Raw genomic sequence first — 17,855 nt, 5'->3', positions numbered from 1 at the left:
GGCTCAGCGCGCGCGGCTGGAGCGCTCGACGCGGTTGAGCACGACGGCCGCCTTGCCGGAGGCCACGGTGACGCTGCCGCCGAGGAAGTCCTGGCGGACCCCGCCGGCCACCGCGCGGGCGCCGCTGACGGGGTAGCCGAGGGCGCCGGCCTCCCAGCCGCGCGCCGCCCACGCCTCGCGGACGGCGGCGGGCACGAGGTGCGTGCCCGAGGCGGGGCTGGTGTAGATCGAGCCGCCGGTGAAGTGCTGGCCGCTGCCGCCGCCGACCAGGCCGCCGAACGCGTCGGAGGTCGGGTACCCCGCGCCGTTCTCCCAGCCCGCGCGGGCCCAGGCGTCGCGGACGGCGCCGGCCACGACGCGGGTGCCGGCGGCGCTGGAGTAGATCGAGCCGTTCTGGAAGTGCGCGTAGGAGCCGGCGGGCAGGGCGGTGGTGCTCGTGGTGGGGAAGCCCAGCGGGCCGTTCTCCCAGCCGGTGGCGGCGTAGCGCTCCAGCACCGCCCCGCGCAGCGCGTGCGCGCCGGTGGCCGGGCTCCAGTAGACCGCGCCGCCCTGGAAGCGCTGCACGACGCCGCCGCGCACGGCGAGCTCCGCGGCGGCCGGGTAGCCCAGCCAGGAGCCCTCCCAGCCCAGGGACTGCCAGCGCTCGCGGATCGCGCCGCGCACGAGCTGCGCGCCGGTGGCCGGGCTCCAGTAGACCGAGCCGCCGGCGAAGTGCTGGCCGAAGCCGCCGCCGGCCAGCGGGCCGACCTCGCGCGCCATCGGCAGCCCCAGCGGCCCGGTGTTCGCCCCGGCCGCGGTGTAGGCGCCGAGCAGGGCGCCCTTGACGGGCACGCCGGCGTAGCTGCGGGAGCCGTCGGCGTTCTGGGTGACCAGCGGGGTGCGCCGGGCGGTGCCGAAGTCCGCGACCCAGTAGGAGCGCCAGACGTCGCGGCCGCCGGAGCGGGTGGCGGTGTAGACCAGGCCGATGCCCACGCTGGAGTACTTGGCGTCCTGCAGGACGGCGCGGTGCGGTGCGGACTCCATCCAGCTCTTCACGGCCAGGTCGCCGTTCTCCAGCCCCCAGCGGTCGGGCTCGGCCATGTCGGCCGTGGCGACGATCTCGCCCCAGTAGGGGAAGTCGGACAGCAGCCGGGGCAGGTCCGGGTTGTGCTTCATCCCGTCGCCCTGGCCCAGGACGTCGGCCCAGGACTGCGCGACGGCCTCCAGCACGGGGTCCAGGACGACCGGGGGCGCACCGACCCGCGCGCGCTCGCGGTTGAGCCCGTCGAGGATCTGCTGCTCCTGCGTGGCCGCGGGGACCACGGGCTGCAGCACCTGCGCCGCGGCCGCCGGTGCGGCGGCGGCCACGGCGGCGCAGGGCAGGGCGACCAGCGCGGCCAGCAGGGGCGCGAGCAGGCGACGAGGGGTTCTCACCCCTCAGTCGTCGTCGCGGGGCCGCTGTCACGACAGCCACCGCGCAGGTGGTGCCGTCCGGGTGGCCGCCCTCACCCTGCGTGAGGGCGCGGCTCCCCCGGCTCAGCTCCCCCCGGCCCGGCTCTCCTCGGCCCGGCTCCCCTCGGCCCGGCTCCCCTCGATGGCCGCGGGGCGCTGCTGGGCGGCGCGGACCCGGGCGACGTCCAGCTTCTCGGAGCGGTCGAAGGAGTAGACGCCGTTCTGCTCCTGGAAGACGTCGGTGAGCTGGGTGTAGCAGTAGCCGAACATCAGCGGGTCGGCCAGCAGGACGCCGGTCAGCCCCTCGAAGCGGTGGTGGAACTCCTCCTCGCTGCGCGGGGGCTCGCCGTAGCCCCAGGAGGACTCGGCGCCGCGGTCGACCGAGGAGTCGCTGGCCTCGGTGTCCGGGCGCCACCAGATGCCGCCGAACTCGCTGCAGAACCACGGCTGCCCCTGGTAGGGCAGGGAGATCACCGTCGTGGTCCCGTGGGCGAAGTTGGTGTCCGGGCGGCCGTCGGCCAGACCCGCCATCTCCTCGGCGAACTGCGCCGGGTCCTGGGTGTAGTTGTGCGAGTCCCACACGTCCGACTCCAGGACGCGGTGGGAGTAGCCCGAGGCGTCCAGCACGGGGCGGGAGGTGTCCATGGCCTTGGCGGCCAGGAACATCGCCCGGGTCACGTCGTCGAGGACCTGCCCGCGGTCGGTGAGCGGCTGGTGGGTCTCGTTGAGCCCGCACCAGCCGATGATCGAGGGGTGGGAGTAGTCCCGCTCCAGCGCCTCCAGCCACTGGGTGACGAAGCCCGCCGTCGGCTGCTGGTACTCCCCGCGCCGGCTGCTGCCCTCCTCGACCGCGCCCCAGTCCCCGAACTCGCCCCAGCACAGGTAGCCGAGCCGGTCGGCGTGGAAGAGGAAGCGCTCCTCGAAGACCTTCTGGTGCAGCCGCGCGCCGTTGAAGCCCGCCGCCAGGCTCAGCTCGATGTCGCGCACCAGCGCCTCGTCGCTGGGGGCGGTCATGAGGCCGTCGGGGTAGTAGCCCTGGTCGAGCACCAGGCGCTGGAAGACCGGGCGGCCGTTGAGCAGGACGGCCTTGCCGTCGATGCTCACCGAGCGCAGCCCGGCGTAGGTCTCGACGGTGTCGACGACCTCCCCGGCGGCGTCGCGCAGGGTGATCGTCACGTCGTACAGGTGCGGGTCGGCCGGCTCCCACAGGCGCACCCGCTCCGCCGGCAGCGCCAGCACCAGGCGCGGGGCGAGGTCGAGGTCGGCGCGCACGGTGGCGCTGACGACCTCCCCCGACCCGTCGCGCACGGAGGCGGTGAGCGTCCAGCCGGCGCGGTCGCCGACCGTCCCGGTGCCGCTGCGGCGCAGCGGCTGCTCCAGGTGCAGGGCGGAGGCGGCCACGTCGGGGGTGATGCGCGGGCGGGCCAGCGAGACGTCGGGCACGGGCTCGGCCCAGACGGTCTGCCAGATGCCGGTGGTGCGGGTGTACATGCACTCGTAGTTGTCGTGGCGGGTGGACTGCTTGCCGCGGGCCTGCGGCTCGTGGCGGCTGTCGCGGGCGCGCACCACCACGGTGACGGTGCCGGTGCGGTGGCCGAGGTCGACGGCGAAGGGCGTGAAGCCGCCGCGGTGGCGGCCGACCTCCTCGCCGTCCACCCAGACCGTCGCGTCGTGGTCGACGGCGCCGAAGTGCAGCAGGGTGCGCCGGCCGGCCCACGCGGCCGGCAGCTCCACCTCGCGGCGGTACCAGACGGCGTGCAGGAAGTCGGTGTCCTCCACGCCGGACAGCCGCGACTCGGGCGCGAAGGGCACCGTGATGGAGCCCGCCAGGGGGCGCTGGAGCAGTCCTCGCTCGAGGCCGGTGTCGGCGCGGTCGACCTCGAAGTCCCAGCGACCGTTCAGGCACAGCCAGTCGGGGCGCACCATCGAGGGGCGCGGGTGCTCCGGCCGCGGTTGCGCACCGGGCGCCTGGGCGCTCGTCGCGGCGGCGGAAGGGGTGTCGGGCACGGGATCTCCTGTCGGTGGCCGGCTCCGGTGCCGGCGCGTCGGGGGTGCGGCCGCCCCTCACTCTGCCCCTTGGCCCCGAGCGCGGGCAACACCGCCCCCCCTCGCCCGTGCATCGTTGCAAGGACTGGTCCGCCGAAGTCTATGCAGCGTTGCAAACGGCGTGCTAACGTCCCGCTCCACTGGACGGGACAGAGCGGTTCCGGGGCCTGCGAGGCCCTTGCCGCCCCGCACCGACCAGCCGGGCCACGACCAGTGACCTCGACCGCCAACGACGGCAGGGACGGACAGCAGTGAACAGTCATCCCCCGACACCCCGCACGACGACGACGATGACGACGACGGGTGTCCTCAGCCGGCGATCGCTGCTGCGCGGCGGGCTCGCCGCGGGCGGCCTCGGCCTGGCAGCCACCACGTCCGGGTGCGGCAGCCCCCTGTCCGCCGGCCTGGCGGGCACCCAGCTCAACCCGGGCACGGTCACCTTCTGGAACCTCTTCGGCGGCGGCGACGGCGCCCGCCTGCAGCTGATGCTCGACGAGTACCGCAAGCAGCAGGGCAGCCCCGGCTCCCTGCAGGCGGCCACCTTCGCGTGGGGCAACCCGTACTACACCAAGGTGTCGCTGGCGACGCTGGGCAACAAGCCGCCGGACGTCGCGGTCGCGCACCTGACGCGCGCGTCCAACCTGGCCGCGGCGGGGCTGCTGGAGCCCATCACCGACGACGTGCTCGCGCTGGCGGGGCTCTCCAGCAGCGACTTCAACGAGCGCGCCTGGCAGGCCTCGCAGTTCGAGGGCCAGGTGTACGGCATCCCGATGGACACCCACCCGTGGGTGCTCTTCTACAACGCCGACGTCTGCCAGGCCGCGGGCCTGCTGGGCCCGGACGGCGAACTGGCCCCCATCGAGGGCCTGGAGGCGTGGGAGGCGGCGCTCACCGCGGGCAAGGAGGCCTCCGGCCAGTTCGGGGCCACGACGGCCACGGTGGCCGACGACTCCAACAACTGGCGCTTCTTCAACACCGTCTACAGCCAGCGCGAGGGCAACACCCCGCTCATCGACGACGAGGGCCTGTCGGTGACGATGAACGACGAGCTGGCGATCGACACGCTGGCCACGATGCGCAGCTGGGTCGAGAAGGGCCTCATGCCCGCCACCGTCGACACCCCGGGCGCCGAGACGCTGATGTTCACCGGCAAGTCGGCGTTCTTCATGAACGGCGAGTGGGAGATCACGACGGCCCAGAGCATCGAGGGCCTGAACTTCGGCATGGTCGCCTTCCCGACCCTGTTCGACCGGCCGGCCGCGCACGCCGACTCGCACGCCTTCATCCTGCCCCGCATGGACCGCGACGACGCGCAGCTCGAGCGCGCCATGGGCTTCGTGAAGTCGCTGCTCGACCAGAGCATGACCTGGGCCGAGGGCGGGCACATCCCGACCTACCTGCCCGCCTTCGAGAGCCCCGAGTACGCGGCTCTCGAACCGCAGTCCAACTACGCCGACGCGGCCTCCTACGCCTCGTACGACCCGCCGGCCTGGTACTCCGGCTCGGGCTCGAACTTCGAGACCGTGACCGGCGCGACGATCGGCCTCGTCCAGCAGGGCCTCACGACGCCCCAGGACGCCGTCGCCAGCATCCGCTCGGCGCTGGAGAACTACGCGAAGACGCCGAACCCGCTGTGACCGCCCCGACCTCCCCCGCTCCTGGAGACGAGACCCGATGAGCGCTCAGACCGTCGGCGCACAGCCCGCCGTCGCCACCACACCCCGCGGTGGACCCAACCCGCCGCTGCGCAGCCAGCGCTCCGCCTGGTTGTTCATCGCCCCGTTCGCCTTCTTCTACCTGTGCTTCCTGCTCGGCCCGTCGGTGTACATGTTCGTGGCCAGCTTCTTCGACGCCTCGCTCGTCAAGAACGGGCTGGGCAACTTCATCGGCCTGGACAACTACGCGGCGCTGGTGCAGTCGAGCGACTTCTGGTCCTCGATGTGGCACACGCTGCAGTTCACGCTGTACACGGTGCCGCCGCTGGTGATCCTGTCCTTCGTCTTCGCCGTCCTGGCCAACCGGATGCCGCGCGGGCAGACCTTCTGGCGGCTGGCCTTCTTCACCCCGTTCATCCTGCCGTCGGCGGCCATCTCGCTGATCTGGGTGTTCATCTTCACCGCGGACACCGGCCTGTGGGCCACCGCGCAGAAGTGGCTCGGCTCCGAGGCCCCCACCCCGGTGCTCGGCACCCCGAGCCTGGCCATGCTCGGCATCGCGGTCGCGACCATCTGGTGGACGATCGGCTTCAACTTCATCCTCTACCTGGCCGGCCTGCAGGACATCCCGCGCGAGCTCTACGAGGCGGCCGCCATCGACGGCGCGACGCCCTGGCAGCAGATCCGCCACCTGACGATCCCGATGCTCAGCCGCACGACCACCCTGGTCCTGCTGCTGCAGATCATCGCCAGCCTGAAGATCTTCGACCAGGTCTACCTCATGACCAGCGGCGGGCCGGGCACCAGCACCGAGACCGCCCTCGTCTTCATCACCAAGGTCGGCTTCACCGACTACCGCCTCGGCGCGGCGGCGGCGGCCTCGTTCATGCTCTTCGTCGTCATCGTGGTCTTCGCCGTGATCCGGCAGCTCGCCGAGCGCGCCCAGCAGAAGGGAGCCTGACATGGCGACCACCGACGCCACCGGGTCGCAGGCCCGCAACCGCCGCAACGGCGTCTCCGCGGCCGCTCCCGCCGCCCGCCCGGCCAGGGTCGGCACCAACGGCGGCAAGACCTTCAACCGGATCACCGCCGTGGTCCTCGTGGTCTTCGCGGTCATCTGGCTCATCCCGAGCCTGTGGGCGATCAAGACCTCGTTCACCGACAACGCGGTCTCCGCGCTGGGCACCCAGGCGATCCTCAGGGACGTCAACCCGACGCTGGCGTCCTACTCGGCGCTGCTGGGCGGCGGGGACCTGTGGAACTGGTACCTGGCCAGCTTCATCACCTCGACGCTGTCCGCGCTGCTGGTCGTGGTCTTCGCCTCGATGGCGGCCTTCGCGATCTCCCGGATGCGCTTCCGCGGCCGCAACGTCGTCTTCGTCCTCATGCTGGCCGGGATCATGGTGCCGGCCGACGTCCTCATCATCCCGATCTTCCAGATGCTCAACACCGTCGGGCTGCTCAACACCTACTGGGCGGTGATCTTCCCGCAGGTCTCCAGCGTCATCGCGCTCTTCGTCTTCAAGCAGTTCTTCGACGGGCTGCCCAAGGAGCTGGAGGAGGCCGCCCGCCTGGACGGCGCCACCAACTGGCGGATCTACCGCTCGGTCGTCATGCCGCTGTCGCGGCCGGTGCTGTCGGCGATGGCGATCGTCACCTTCGTCGGCGTCTGGAACAACCTGATCCTGCCGCTGTTCGTGCTCTCCAACCCGGACCTCATGACGATCCCGGTCGGCCTGGCCACCGTCCAGGGCTCCTTCGGGCAGCGCTTCTCCGACATCCAGGCCTCCACGATCCTCGGCGCCCTGCCGCTGGTGATCCTGTTCCTGATCTTCCAACGGCGCATCGTCGAAGGTGTGGCCGGCACCGGGCTGAAGGGCTGACCGCTCCATGACCACCGCACCGACCACCGCACCGGCGGGCGCCGCGCACGGCGTCCTGCAGGGCGTCGTCGACCTCGACGTCGCCGGGCCCACCATCAGCCGCCACCTCTACGGCCACTTCGCCGAGCACCTCGGCCGGTGCATCTACGAGGGCTTCTGGGTCGGGGAGGACTCCGACCTGCCGAACACCGAGGGGATCCGCGACGACGTCGTCGCCGCCCTCAAGGCCATCGACATCCCCAACCTGCGCTGGCCCGGCGGCTGCTTCGCCGACGAGTACCACTGGATGGACGGCGTCGGCCCCCGCGAGGAGCGGCCGTCGATGGTCAACACCCACTGGGGCGACGTCGTCGAGGACAACTCCTTCGGCACCCACGAGTTCATGCGGCTGTGCGAGCTGCTCGGCGCGCAGCCCTACGTCTCGGGCAACGTCGGCAGCGGCACCGTCCGCGAGATGAGCGACTGGGTGGAGTACCTCACCCGCTCCGGCGACGCACCGATGTCCCGGCTGCGCCGCGAGCACGGCCGCGAGGAGCCCTGGAAGGTCCCCTTCTGGGGCGTCGGCAACGAGGCCTGGGGCTGCGGCGGGAACATGACCGCCGAGCAGTACACCCAGCTCGCCTCGCAGTTCTCGACCTACTGCCGCGACCACGACGGCAACCAGCTGTACCGCATCGCGGCCGGCCCGAACCGCGACGACTACGCCTGGACCGAGACCCTCATGAAGTCCGTGGCCGCGCTCGGCGGCCCGGTCGTCCCCAAGCACCACACCTCGTGGCAGGCGCTGTCGTTCCACTACTACACGCACGCCACCGACGACTGGCAGCACAAGGGCTCCGCGACGGAGTTCGGCGCCGAGCAGTACCACAGCACCATGGTCAACGCCTGGCGCATCGACGAGATCGTCCGCGGCCACTCGCGGGTCATGGACGCCTACGACCCGGACGCCGCCATCGGCCTCGTCTGCGACGAGTGGGGCACCTGGTGGGACGTGGAGCCCGGCACCAACCCCGGCTTCCTGTTCCAGCAGAACACCCTGCGCGACGCCCTGGTGGCGGGCCTGCACTTCGACGTCTTCCACGCCAACGCCCGCCGCCTGGTCATGGCCAACATCGCGCAGACGGTCAACGTCCTGCAGGCCATGGTCCTCACCGACGGCCCCACGGCCGTCCTGACGCCGACGTACCACGTGTTCGCGATGAACGCCCGGCACCAGGACGCCACCAGCCACCCCGTGCAGGTCGTGGCCGAGGACGCCCGCCACGAGGACGGCACCGGCTCCTACCGCACGCTGACCACGTCGGTCAGCTCGCGCGACGGGTCGGCGCTGGTGTCGCTGACCAACCTCGACCTCGAGCGCCCCGCCACCGTGCGCCTGGCGCTGCGCGGTCGCGACTGGCAGGTCAGCGGGGCGACGCTGCTCACGGCGGAGCGCCCGCAGGCCCACAACACCGCCGAGGACCTCTCGGCGGTCGCCCCCGCCCCCTTCGACGGCGCCCGCCGCGAGGGGGACGTGCTCGTGGTCGAGCTGCCGCCGCACTCCTTCGCGACGGTCGACCTGAGCCTCTAGGACGCGTTCGGGCGCGGCCGCACAGGTCGCGCCCGAGCGCCCCCCGGCCCCCGGGCCTCAGCCCAGCCCGTGGGCCGCCAGGACCGCGGGCAGCACCGCCTCGGGCACGCCCCGCCCGTCCGGGCGCGGCCAGTGCACGCAGACCTCCTCGAAGCCCGCCGCCTCCAGCGCGGCCACCAGGCGCGGGTAGTCGGCGAAGGCGGCCTCCTCCTCGAGCCCCAGCATCGCCATCCGGCGCACCCGGCGCCCCAGGTCCAGCTCCCGCTCCACCGCGTCGAAGCGCCGCGCGGGCGCGGTGAAGCGGGCCGCGGCGTCCCCGGCCGGTTCGGCGTCGCCGTAGGTCACCCAGGTGTCGGCCGTGCGGGCCGCGAAGCGCATCCCCCGCGGACCGGCCGCGGCGATCGTCAGCGGCACCCGGCCGTGGACCGGGCCGGGGATCGTCCGCGCGTCGACGGCCGCGTAGAACTCCCCGCGCACGTCGGTGGCCCGCTGGCCCAGCAGCGTCGTCAGCAGCCGCGTCCACTCCTGGAAGCGGCGCTGGTGCTGCGCCGAGGTCAGCGGGGGCACCCCGAGCACGCTCGCGTCGTGGGCGGAGGTGCCGGCGCCCACGCCCAGCTCGATGCGCCCGCCGCTGAGGTGGTCCAGCGTCATGACCTCCGAGGCGAAGGTCACCGGGTGGCGGAAGTTCGGGGTGGCCACGAGCGTGCCCAGCCGCACCGAGGAGGTGGCCGTGGCGGCCGCGGCCAGCAGCGGCACCGCGTTGAACCACGGGCCGTCGCGCATGTCGCGCCAGGACAGGTGGTCGTAGCTGAAGACCGTCCGCAACCCGGCGGACTCCGCCTCGCGGGCCGTGGCCGCGAACGCGCCGGGGGCCAGGTCGTTGAGCACGACGCAGGAGAGTGCGAGCACGGGCCGCACCCTACGGCGCGAGCGCCCCGCCGTCGCCCGGCGCGGGGTGCCCGGCGCCGCGTCGGGACCAGCGCGACCACCAGCGCCGCCGCGGCACCGGCGCGGCCGTCGGCGCGGGCGCGGGGGCGGGTGGCCGGGCGGCCTCCCAGCGCTCCAGGAGGGCGGTGGCGTCGAGCGGGGCGACGACGACGAGCGGGCCGTCGGCCGGGCGCAGGTACAGCTCCCGCACGCGGGCGTTGAAGTCCTCGACGACGGCCCGCACCTCGCCCGGCGAGCGCAGCCCGACGACGTCGCGCACCAGCACCTCGCGCTCGCGGCGCATGGCCAGCGCCGGCGGCAGCATCGCGCTGACGTCGTAGCCCTCCCGGCGGGCCTTGTCGGCGGCCCACTCCTCGGCGGAGAACGGCCGGTCCAGCCCCGGCAGCGGCTTGCCGCTGCCGCGCAGGCCGTCGAACTCCCCGCGCTCGGTGGCCTCGCGGACCTGGCGCTCCACCCAGTCCTCGAAGCGGATGCCCGCCGGTTTGCGCCCGCTCACCCGGCGACGCTAACCCGCGCTCCCCGCGTGCCGCACGTCCTGCCGGTCAGCCGGCGGCGCTCGCGGCCCACCGCGCGACCCGGCGCGCGCTCTCGGCCTCCGAGAGGTCCTCCACGCGCGTCATGATCGACCAGCGCACCCCGAAGGGGTCGCGGACGCCGGCGAAGCGGTCGCCGGAGACGAAGTCCGACACCGGCTCGCGCACGACCGCCCCGGCGGCCTCGGCGCGGGCGACGACGCCGTCGACGTCCTCGCAGTACAGGCCCAGCGAGAAGCAGTCGTCGTCACCGGCCGGGCCGGGCACGAGGTGGAAGCCGGGGTCGGGCTCCCCCAGCTGCAGGTGGCCGTGGCCGAGGTCCAGGTCGGCGTGGACGACGACGCCCCCCACCTCGGTGACGTCGACGACACGGGCGCCGAAGACGTCGCGGTAGAAGGCGATGGCCTCGCGCGCCCGCGGCACGACCAGGAACGGCGTCAGGCTGGTGGAGCCGTGCGGGACCCCGCGGGTGGTGTGCTCCCCGTCGGCGGCGCGGCGGGGGCTGGTGGTCTGCTCGGTCACGGTCTGCTCGCTCATGGCAGGAGCCTGCCGCGCGGGCGGGGCGCGGGGCTTGGAGATCCGCGACAACCTGCCGGGGGCTCCTACGCTGGGCCCGTGACGGCGTCGACCCGCGGGATCCTCTACCCGGCGCGGCTGCCGACGTTCACCCGGCTGCCGCCGCCGCCGTCCGTCGCCGACCTCGTGCGCTGGTTCTGGGTCCCGCAGTGGGACGTCGACCCCGGCCGCACCTCGCGCCAGCACGTCGTCGCCTTCCCCGCCTGCAACCTCGTCGTGGAGTCCGGCGCCGGCGACCCGTTCGCCGCGCTGGCCGGGCCGACGACGCGCCGCTCGCACCGCGACCTCACCGGTCGCGGCTGGGCCGTCGGGGCGCTGCTGCGCCCGGCGGCGGTCCCCGCGTTCACCGACGACCCCGCCGCCCTGCGCGACGCGTACGTGCGCGTGGAGGCACCCGACCTCGTCACCGCCGTGAGCGCCGCGATGAGCACGGCGGCGGGTGCGCAGGTGCCCGCGGAGCAGGTGCGGCGCGCGGTCGGGGAGTTCGCCCGCCGGCTCGCCGCCCGGGTCCCCGAGGTCACCGCGGAGGGGCGGCTGGCGAACGCGGTGGCCGACCTGCTCGACGGCGACCCGTCGGTGCTGCGGCTGGAGGACGCGGCCTCGCGGCTGGGCGTCTCGGCGCGCACCCTGCAGCGGCTGGCCCGCCGCCACGTGGGGCTGCCGCCGGCGGCGATGATCCGCCGCCGCCGGTTGCAGGAGGCCGCCGAGCGCCTGCGCACGGATCCCGGCACCGACCTCGCCGCGCTCGCCGCCGACCTCGGCTACGCCGACCACGGGCACCTGACCCGCGACTTCCGCGCGGTGCTGGGCACGGTCCCCAGCGAGTACCGCCGCGAGCACCCCGCCCCCGGCGCCTCCTGAACCCTCCCCCGGCGCCACCGGACCGGCCGCGGGGCAGGCCGCGCGCGAGCGGGCCGCAGGTGCCGGGGTGCTCGGCCCGGTCAGTCCCGGGCGCCCCGCACCGCCGCGCCCGCCGGGACGTCCGCGCCCCGGCGCGCCCGCTTGTCCGCGTACATCGCGACGTCGGCGGCGTGCAGCAGCGCGGCGAAGCCGTCGCCGTCGGCGGGCCAGGCGCCGACGCCGACGCTGACGCCGACGCGCACCGGCACCGGCCCGTCCGGGCCGCCCAGCCGCACGGGCCGCGCGACGGCCTCGCGCAGGTGGTCGGCGACGGCGGCGGCGTCGGCGGCCGCGCGCGCCGGCTCCAGCCCGGGCAGCGCCACGATGAACTCGTCACCGCCCAGCCGTGCGAGCAGGTCGCCGCGCCGCAGCGCACCGCGCAGCCGGCCGGCGACCTCCACGAGCAGGTCGTCGCCCGCGGCGTGGCCGAGCCCGTCGTTGACGGCCTTGAACCCGTCGAGGTCGCAGAACAGCAGCGCCAGCGCACCGCCGGCGACGCGGGCCTCCCACAGCGCGCTCTCCACCTGCTCGGCGATGCGGCGGCGGTTGGGCAGCCCCGTCAGCGCGTCGGTGGCGGCCAGCTCCTCCACCCGCGCGGCCCAGGCGCGCGAGCGGTCCCGCTCGACCTCCAGGTCGCGCTGCGCCTGCACCCGGTCGGTGACGTCGTTCTGGACGCCGACGTACTGCACGATCCGGCCGCGCTCGTCGCGCACCGGCGACAGGTGCACCTCGTTCCACCACCCGGTGCGCTGCGGTCCGCGCACGTTGCGCACGACGCCGTGCCACTCCTCGCCGGCGGCGATGGCCCGGCGGATCGCTGCGACGGTGGCCGGGTCGGTGTCGGGCCCCTGCAGGAACCGGCAGTTGCGCCCGAGCAGGTCGGCGGCCGGGAAGCCGGCGAGCCGCTCGAAGGCCGCGTTGACGTAGACCAGCGGCTCGTCGGGGCGGCGCACGTCGGCGATGGAGACGCCGTTGCCGGTGGCCGCCAGGGCGCGGTGCAGGACCCCGTCGGGGGCGGCGGGGGACGCGCCGGTGAGCGCACCGGCGAGGTCCCCGAGCGCTGCGGGCAGGCCGGCGGCCGGGCGGGTGGGCGCGGGCCGGGTGAGCGCGGGCGGGCGGGCCGGTGCGAGCGGGCGCGGCACCACGCGCGAGAGCAGCGCGTGCGCGGCGGCGACGACGGTGGGGCGGTCGTAGGTGAGCGCGAACTCGAAGCTGCGCTCGGCGTCGGCGCCGGTGCTGCCGAGGTCGCGGGCCAGCAGCGCCGCCGCGAAGTGCGGGCCGAGGACCACGACGTCCCACTCGCCGCGCACGGCGTCGTCGGCGGCCAGCGTCGCCCCGCGCACGCCCGGCAGCGGCACCGGCGGCAGCCCCTCCCCCAGCGCGCAGACGAAGCCGACCCGCTCGGCCAGGTCGCGGTAGCGGCCGGTGGTGGCGGGCGTGAAGTGCCGCGCCTCCTGGAAGGTGGCGGCGACGACACCGGTCTCGCCCAGCCGCAGCGCCTCCCGCTCCAGGTGCTTGCTGACCTCGATGAGCAGCGGCTTGGGCCCGCGCCGCAGCGCGGTGCCGGCCGGCAGCAGCGCGAACGGCGACGAGCCGGCCGGGTCGGGGCCGGCGACCGGGGCGGGCAGCACCAGCTCGCCGTGCTCGAGGCCGTCGACGGGACCGGGGCCCGGGCGCCCGAACAGCCAGCCCTGGCCCAGCCGCGCGCCGAGGGCGCGGGCGGTCAGCAGGTGCCGCTCGTCCTCGATGCCCTCGGCGAGCACGAGCGCGCCGGTCTCCTCGGCGCAGGCGTTGACCGCGTTCATGATCTGGGCCACCGCCGGCCCGGGGCGCTCCTGCACCAGGCGCAGGTCGAGCTTGACGACGTCGGGGCGCAGCAGCGGCATGAACGCCAGCGACAACGGGTCGGCGCCGACGTCGTCGAGGGCGACGCCCCAGCCGAGGTCGCGCACCCGCGCGACGGTGCGCAGCAGTTCCGCGGGCCGGGCCGCCAGCGCCCGCTCGGTGATCTCCACGACGACGCGCAGGCCCCCCGGGGCGGCGTCGGCGATCGCCAGCAGCTCCTCCACGGGCGCGGTGTCCAGCACCTCGGGCTCGACGTTGACGAACAGCGTCAGCGGGGCGACGAGGGAGGTCTCGATGGCGCCGCGGAACGCCGCCACGCGGCAGGCCTGGTCGAGCTCGGCGAGCAGCCCCTGCTCGCGGGCGGCGGCGAACAGCGCGTCGGGCCGCTGCAGCGGGCCCTGCGGGCCGCGGGCCAGCGCCTCGTAGGCGACGACCCGGCCGCCCTCGAGGTCGACGATCGGCTGGAAGACGCTGCGCACCGCCGCGTCGGCCAGGACCTGCTGCAGGTTGCCGGAGGACACGTCCGCACATCGGCAGCTCCCGCCCCCGGCATGAGTCCCGGTGCACCCGTTCGGCAGCCTTCAGCCCTCCTCCTGCCGCAGCAGCTCCCGCAGCCGCCGGGCGTCGTGGACGGCGTGGCCGCCGATGTCGTTGTCGAAGTAGACGTGCACCTGGTGCGCCGCGGTGCGCCAGCGCTGCACCAGCTCCGCCCAGCCGCGCAGCTGCTGCTCGGAGTAGCCGCCGGCGTAGCGGGGCTGGTCGGCGGGGCCGTGCAGGCGCAGGTAGCCGACGTCGGTGGTCAGCCTGCGGGCCGTCGGCAGGCCCGCGCCGTCGGTGACGCACCAGGCGGCGCCGTGGCGGGTGAGGACGTCGGCGACGGGGTCGGCGTCCCAGCTGTCGTGGCGGAACTCCACCGCGACCCGCACCCCGGCGGGCACCCGCTCCAGGAACCCCTCCAGGCGCTCGTCGTCGCGCGCGTGGTCGGGGCGCAGCTGCACGAGCAGCGGTCCCGCGTGCGGGCCGAGGGCCGCCAGCCCCTCCCGCACCCGCTCGAGCCAGGTGTCCGGGTCGCCCAGGCGGCGGTAGTGGGTGAGGAAGCGCGAGGCCTTGACCGCGGCGGTGAAGCCGGGCGGGAACCGCGCGGCCCACCCCGCGAACGTCGCCGGCGGCGGCCAGCGGTAGAAGCTGGTGTTGACCTCGACGGTGTCGAAGGCGCGCACGTAGTGCTCCAGCCGGGCGCGCACCGGGGTGCGCGGCGGGTAGAGCACCCCGTCCCAGTGGTCGTAGCTCCACCCGGACGTGCCGATGCGCACCGCACCGCGCCCGTCGGCGCTCACGCCCGGGCCGCCCCCGCCACCGCGCCGGCGTCGCGCTCGCCCTGCCCGCGCTCGTCCTCGCGCTCGTCCTCGTCGTCGTCCTCGTCGCGCCCGTCCTCGTCGTCCGCGGCGAAGTACCCGGCGACGACGTCGTGGACGGCGGAGGCCAGCCCGGGACGCGCGGTCCACGGCTCCACCGGGGACAGGACGCCGAGCCCGGCCAGGCGGGTGACGGTGGCCAGCGCGTCCTCCAGCCGCTCCTCGTCGCCGGTGCGGGCCATGACCTCGTGCAGCCCGCCGGTCGTCAGCGGGTCCAGCACGCTGGAGGCGACGACCGCGAGGGCGCCCACCACGCCCGCCGGGCTCGCCGAGGCCGCCAGGGCCTCCTCCACCACGGCGCGCAGCGCGCTCGTGGCGACGACGAACCGGTGCTCCGGCTGGTCGGCGGCCTCCACGGCGGTGCGCCCGCCGACGACGCCCACCACCCCCGAGCGCTGCCAGTCGATCCACAAGGTGTCCGCGTCCAGGGCGTCGCCGAAGGGGGCCAGCGCCTCGCGGACCACGGCCGCGGGACCCTCCAGCGGGTCGTCGCCGACGTCCACCCCGGCGGCCAGCCGGTCGTGGGCCGCCACCACCGCGGCCACCACGGGCACCGAGAGCAGGTCCTCCAGCCGGCGCTCCAGCGGCACGGCCACCTCGGCGGCCTGCAGCGCGTCCAGCACGCTGGCCTGGCCGGAGGCCGACCCGCCGACCCCGCCGGAGGCGACGTCGAGGCAGTCGGCGAGCTCCTCCGGCTCCCCGCGCCAGGCACCGGACTCCCCCAGGAACAGCAGGTAGGTCGTCCAGGCGACGCGGGTCTCGTCGACGAGCTCCTGCGGGTCCAGGCCGTTGTGCTCGGCGACGGCGGGCACCAGCTCGCTGAAGAGCACGTGCAGGTCGGCGGCCCGGAAGGAGTCCGCGGAGCCGGGTGCGGGGTCCACGCCGGCGTCGATGAGCAGCCAGCCCAGCGACTCCATCAGCCGGGCCTCGAGGTCGCCGGCGGGCAGGGCCACCTCGCCCTCCCGCTCGTCCTCCTCCTGCTCGGCCTCCAGGAAGCGGCGGAAGGGGACCTGCAGGGCGCCGAGCGCGCGGCCGCCCGTCCGCAGCGGCGACAGGCCCGCGGGGCGGGCGCGCACCGCGGTGCGACGGGACTTCTTCTTGGGCACGCGACTCCCCTTCGACGGACGGGCCGGGCCAGCCTAACGACGGGCCGGCTCGCGCTCCGGGTCCGGCGAGCGGATCTGCAGGCCCGGGACCTCGGTGAAGCCCAGCCGCCGGTACACCCGCGCCGCGCGCTCGTCGTCGGGCTGCAGGTGCGCCAGGGCGGCGCCCGCGGCGAAGGCCCGCGCCAGCAGCCACGAGGAGGTCCCGGCCGCGATGCCGCGCCGGCGCGCGGCGGGGACGACGGCCACCCCGGCCAGCAGCACGGCGGGACCGGCGCGGCCGGCGGAGCGGACCGCGTAGGCGGTGGCGACCGGCTGCCCGTGCTCGCTCACCAGCGCCACCTCGGCCCTCCCGGCGCGGGAGCCGGAGGCCTCCAGCAGCCCCTGCAGCCAGGCGCGCGCCGGTGCCGGTGGGCCGCCGAAGGCGGCGACGTCGACGGCGACCACCGCGTCGGCGTCCGCCGGGCCGGCGGTGCGCACCGCGACGCCGGCGGGCAGCGGGGCCGGGCGCAGGTCCTGGGCCGGCAGGCCCATCAGCCGCTGCTCCAGCACCAGCCGCCCGCCCTCCCAGCCGGAGCGCGCGGGCACCCGCCAGGCCCACGGCAGCCCGCGCCCGGCGAACCAGCGGGCCACCGCGGCCTCGTCGACGGCGTGCGCGTCGGTGAGGTCGGCGCCGTTGTGCTGGGGGTGCGGCAGCCCGCTGCCGGCCAGCCGGGCACCCGGCAGCTCGGCGCTCGCGCCGCCCGGGCGCAGGCGGGCCTGCTCGGCCCAGGCGTCGGCCTGGGCGTGCAGCACGAGGTCGGCGAGGTCCACGGCGCCCATGCTGGCCGCTCCCCGCGGCGGGCACGAGCGGATTTCCGCCGGGCAGCGGGCGGCTGCGAGACTCGGCGCGATGGCTGACGACGGTGCGCGCAGGCGGGCGCTGGTGCTCGCGCTGTCGCTGACGTGGGTGGTGGTGCTGACCGCCACCCAGTGGTTCGCCGACGGCCGGCTGGTCGTGGTGCCGTGGCTGGCGCTGGCGGCGTTCGTGGCCTCGCTCTACACCTCCTGGCGGGCCACCTCGCTCGTCGCGGGCCTGGCCACCGCGGCCGTGGCGCTGCTCAGCGCGGACGCCGGCGACCTTCCCGGCCGCGACGGCCTGGTGCGCGTGGCCGGCAGCGCGGCGCTGGCGCTGGTGGCCGTGCTCAGCGCCCACGTGCGCGCCCGGCGCGAGGAGCACGTGCGGCAGGTCACCGAGGTCGCCACGGTCGCGCAGACCGCGATCCTGCCCCCCGTGCCGGCCCGCGTCGGCCACCTCGGCCTGGCCTCCCGCTACCGCTCGGCGAGCGCGCACGCGCTGGTCGGCGGGGACCTGTTCGACGTGGTGGCCACCGGGGACGCGGTGCGCGTGGTGCTCGGCGACGTGCGCGGCAAGGGGCTGCCCGCCGTGCACACCGCCGCGGCCGTGCTGTCGGCGTTCCGGCACGACGCGCCGCTGGCCGACGTGGGCCTGGCCGAGCTGGCGCGCCGCGTCGAGGCGTCCGTGGCGCCGCGGCTGGGCGCGGAGGACTTCGTCACGGCCGTCCTGTGCGAGGTCGGCCCGGACGGCTCGCTGGGGGTGGTGCTGTGCGGGCACCCCGCCCCGCTGCGCGTGGGCGCCGACGGGGTCGTGACGCCGGTCGGGGCGCACCGCAGCCCGCCGCTGGGCCTGGGCGTGGACCCGCTGGTGGAGACCACCCGGCTCGGCGGTCGCGACCGGCTGCTGCTGTTCACCGACGGCCTGGCCGAGGCGCGCGACGCGGCGGGGCGCTTCTTCGACGTGGAGGCGGCCGCGGCGGTGCTGGCGGCAGGTGACGACCTGGACGCGGCGCTGGAGCGCCTGCTGGAGGACGTGCGCGAGCACGCCGGCGGCCGCATCGACGACGACCTGGCGCTGCTGCTGCTGCAGCGCCGGGCCGCCGCCTGAACGGG

15 protein-coding genes are annotated in these 17,855 nt (G+C 75.6%); 6 read left to right on the top strand and 9 right to left on the bottom strand.

The annotated features are described in order from the left end of the window. Window positions 1-3: 3 nt before the first annotated feature. Together ACRYM2_RS06585 and ACRYM2_RS06580 are read right to left on the bottom strand one after the other, a co-directional pair. On the bottom strand, window positions 4-1,413 hold the full coding sequence (locus ACRYM2_RS06585) for a CAP domain-containing protein (protein WP_432520830.1): 1,410 nt from the start codon (window positions 1,411-1,413) through the stop codon (window positions 4-6). A gap of 102 nt (window positions 1,414-1,515) precedes the next feature. Next, window positions 1,516-3,357 carry a glycoside hydrolase family 2 protein gene (locus ACRYM2_RS06580; RefSeq protein WP_432520853.1) on the bottom strand — a complete coding sequence of 614 codons (1,842 nt, stop codon included), beginning with the start codon at window positions 3,355-3,357 and terminating at the stop codon, window positions 1,516-1,518. Window positions 3,358-3,728: 371 nt separating this feature from the next. Here ACRYM2_RS06580 and ACRYM2_RS06575 point away from each other — a divergent pair, with 371 nt between their 5' ends. From ACRYM2_RS06575 to ACRYM2_RS06560, 4 genes are read left to right on the top strand one after another with little or no spacing between them, the layout of a single operon-like run. Next, window positions 3,729-5,114: an extracellular solute-binding protein gene (locus tag ACRYM2_RS06575; protein ID WP_432520828.1), complete on the top strand. Its 1,386-nt coding sequence runs from the start codon at window positions 3,729-3,731 to the stop codon at window positions 5,112-5,114. Between the two features lie 37 nt (window positions 5,115-5,151). Then, complete coding sequence (locus ACRYM2_RS06570) at window positions 5,152-6,093, top strand: carbohydrate ABC transporter permease (protein WP_432520827.1); 942 nt, start codon at window positions 5,152-5,154, stop codon at window positions 6,091-6,093. Window position 6,094: 1 nt separating this feature from the next. Then, window positions 6,095-7,015, top strand: a complete 921-nt coding sequence (locus tag ACRYM2_RS06565) for a carbohydrate ABC transporter permease (protein WP_432520825.1) — start codon at window positions 6,095-6,097, stop codon at window positions 7,013-7,015. Between the two features lie 7 nt (window positions 7,016-7,022). Next, entirely contained in the window at window positions 7,023-8,585 is a 1,563-nt protein-coding gene (locus ACRYM2_RS06560; RefSeq protein ID WP_432520823.1) for an alpha-N-arabinofuranosidase, read from the top strand. Between the two features lie 57 nt (window positions 8,586-8,642). On the opposite strand, the gene ACRYM2_RS06555 is transcribed toward ACRYM2_RS06560, so the two are convergent. From ACRYM2_RS06555 to ACRYM2_RS06545, 3 genes are read right to left on the bottom strand one after another with little or no spacing between them, the layout of a single operon-like run. Continuing rightward, on the bottom strand, window positions 8,643-9,494 hold the full coding sequence (locus ACRYM2_RS06555) for an LLM class flavin-dependent oxidoreductase (protein WP_432520821.1): 852 nt from the start codon (window positions 9,492-9,494) through the stop codon (window positions 8,643-8,645). Between the two features lie 10 nt (window positions 9,495-9,504). Beyond that, a complete protein-coding gene (locus ACRYM2_RS06550) occupies window positions 9,505-10,029 on the bottom strand; it encodes a DnaJ family domain-containing protein (protein ID WP_432520819.1) in 525 nt (174 codons plus the stop codon). 46 nt (window positions 10,030-10,075) lie between these two features. Continuing rightward, complete coding sequence (locus ACRYM2_RS06545) at window positions 10,076-10,603, bottom strand: VOC family protein (RefSeq protein ID WP_432520817.1); 528 nt, start codon at window positions 10,601-10,603, stop codon at window positions 10,076-10,078. A 78-nt stretch (window positions 10,604-10,681) separates the two neighbouring features. On the opposite strand from ACRYM2_RS06545, the gene ACRYM2_RS06540 reads away from it, so the two are divergent. After that, window positions 10,682-11,503, top strand: a complete 822-nt coding sequence (locus ACRYM2_RS06540) for a helix-turn-helix domain-containing protein (RefSeq protein WP_432520815.1) — start codon at window positions 10,682-10,684, stop codon at window positions 11,501-11,503. A gap of 80 nt (window positions 11,504-11,583) precedes the next feature. Here the strand turns inward: ACRYM2_RS06540 and ACRYM2_RS06535 are convergent, their stop codons facing one another. The 4 genes from ACRYM2_RS06535 to ACRYM2_RS06520 are packed head-to-tail and all read right to left on the bottom strand — an operon-like array spanning window position 11,584 to window position 16,727. Further along, window positions 11,584-13,908, bottom strand: a complete 2,325-nt coding sequence (locus tag ACRYM2_RS06535) for an EAL domain-containing protein (protein WP_432520813.1) — start codon at window positions 13,906-13,908, stop codon at window positions 11,584-11,586. A gap of 60 nt (window positions 13,909-13,968) precedes the next feature. Further along, window positions 13,969-14,724, bottom strand: a complete 756-nt coding sequence (locus ACRYM2_RS06530; protein ID WP_432520811.1) for a DUF72 domain-containing protein — start codon at window positions 14,722-14,724, stop codon at window positions 13,969-13,971. Next, complete coding sequence (locus ACRYM2_RS06525) at window positions 14,721-15,908, bottom strand: hypothetical protein (RefSeq protein ID WP_432520810.1); 1,188 nt, start codon at window positions 15,906-15,908, stop codon at window positions 14,721-14,723. The genes ACRYM2_RS06530 and ACRYM2_RS06525 overlap by 4 nt, the downstream gene beginning before the upstream one ends. 33 nt (window positions 15,909-15,941) lie before the next feature. Next, on the bottom strand, window positions 15,942-16,727 hold the full coding sequence (locus tag ACRYM2_RS06520; RefSeq protein ID WP_432520809.1) for a GNAT family N-acetyltransferase: 786 nt from the start codon (window positions 16,725-16,727) through the stop codon (window positions 15,942-15,944). A gap of 70 nt (window positions 16,728-16,797) precedes the next feature. Between ACRYM2_RS06520 and ACRYM2_RS06515 the strand changes: the two genes are divergently transcribed. Continuing rightward, window positions 16,798-17,850 (top strand): PP2C family protein-serine/threonine phosphatase, encoded by a 1,053-nt coding sequence (locus ACRYM2_RS06515; protein WP_432520807.1) that lies wholly within the window; start codon window positions 16,798-16,800, stop codon window positions 17,848-17,850. Window positions 17,851-17,855: the final 5 nt, after the last annotated feature.

Origin of the sequence: Kineococcus aridisoli (assembly GCF_050871885.1) — a bacterium.
Lineage (GTDB): Bacteria > Actinomycetota > Actinomycetes > Actinomycetales > Kineococcaceae > Kineococcus.
The sequence above is the reverse complement of the archived record's forward strand: the minus strand, read 5'-3'. Positions and strand labels throughout refer to the sequence as shown.

What these genes read in the sequence shown, in the direction of transcription:
- ACRYM2_RS06580 (WP_432520853.1), bottom strand. Translation starts at nt 3,357, where the DNA reads ATGGTGCGCCCCGACTGGCTGTGCCTGAACGGTCGCTGGGACTTCGAG.
- ACRYM2_RS06570 (WP_432520827.1), top strand. Translation starts at nt 5,152, where the DNA reads ATGAGCGCTCAGACCGTCGGCGCACAGCCCGCCGTCGCCACCACACCC.
- ACRYM2_RS06565 (WP_432520825.1), top strand. Translation starts at nt 6,095, where the DNA reads ATGGCGACCACCGACGCCACCGGGTCGCAGGCCCGCAACCGCCGCAAC.
- ACRYM2_RS06560 (WP_432520823.1), top strand. Translation starts at nt 7,023, where the DNA reads ATGACCACCGCACCGACCACCGCACCGGCGGGCGCCGCGCACGGCGTC.
- ACRYM2_RS06545 (WP_432520817.1), bottom strand. Translation starts at nt 10,603, where the DNA reads ATGAGCGAGCAGACCGTGACCGAGCAGACCACCAGCCCCCGCCGCGCC.
- ACRYM2_RS06520 (WP_432520809.1), bottom strand. Translation starts at nt 16,727, where the DNA reads ATGGGCGCCGTGGACCTCGCCGACCTCGTGCTGCACGCCCAGGCCGAC.
- ACRYM2_RS06515 (WP_432520807.1), top strand. Translation starts at nt 16,798, where the DNA reads ATGGCTGACGACGGTGCGCGCAGGCGGGCGCTGGTGCTCGCGCTGTCG.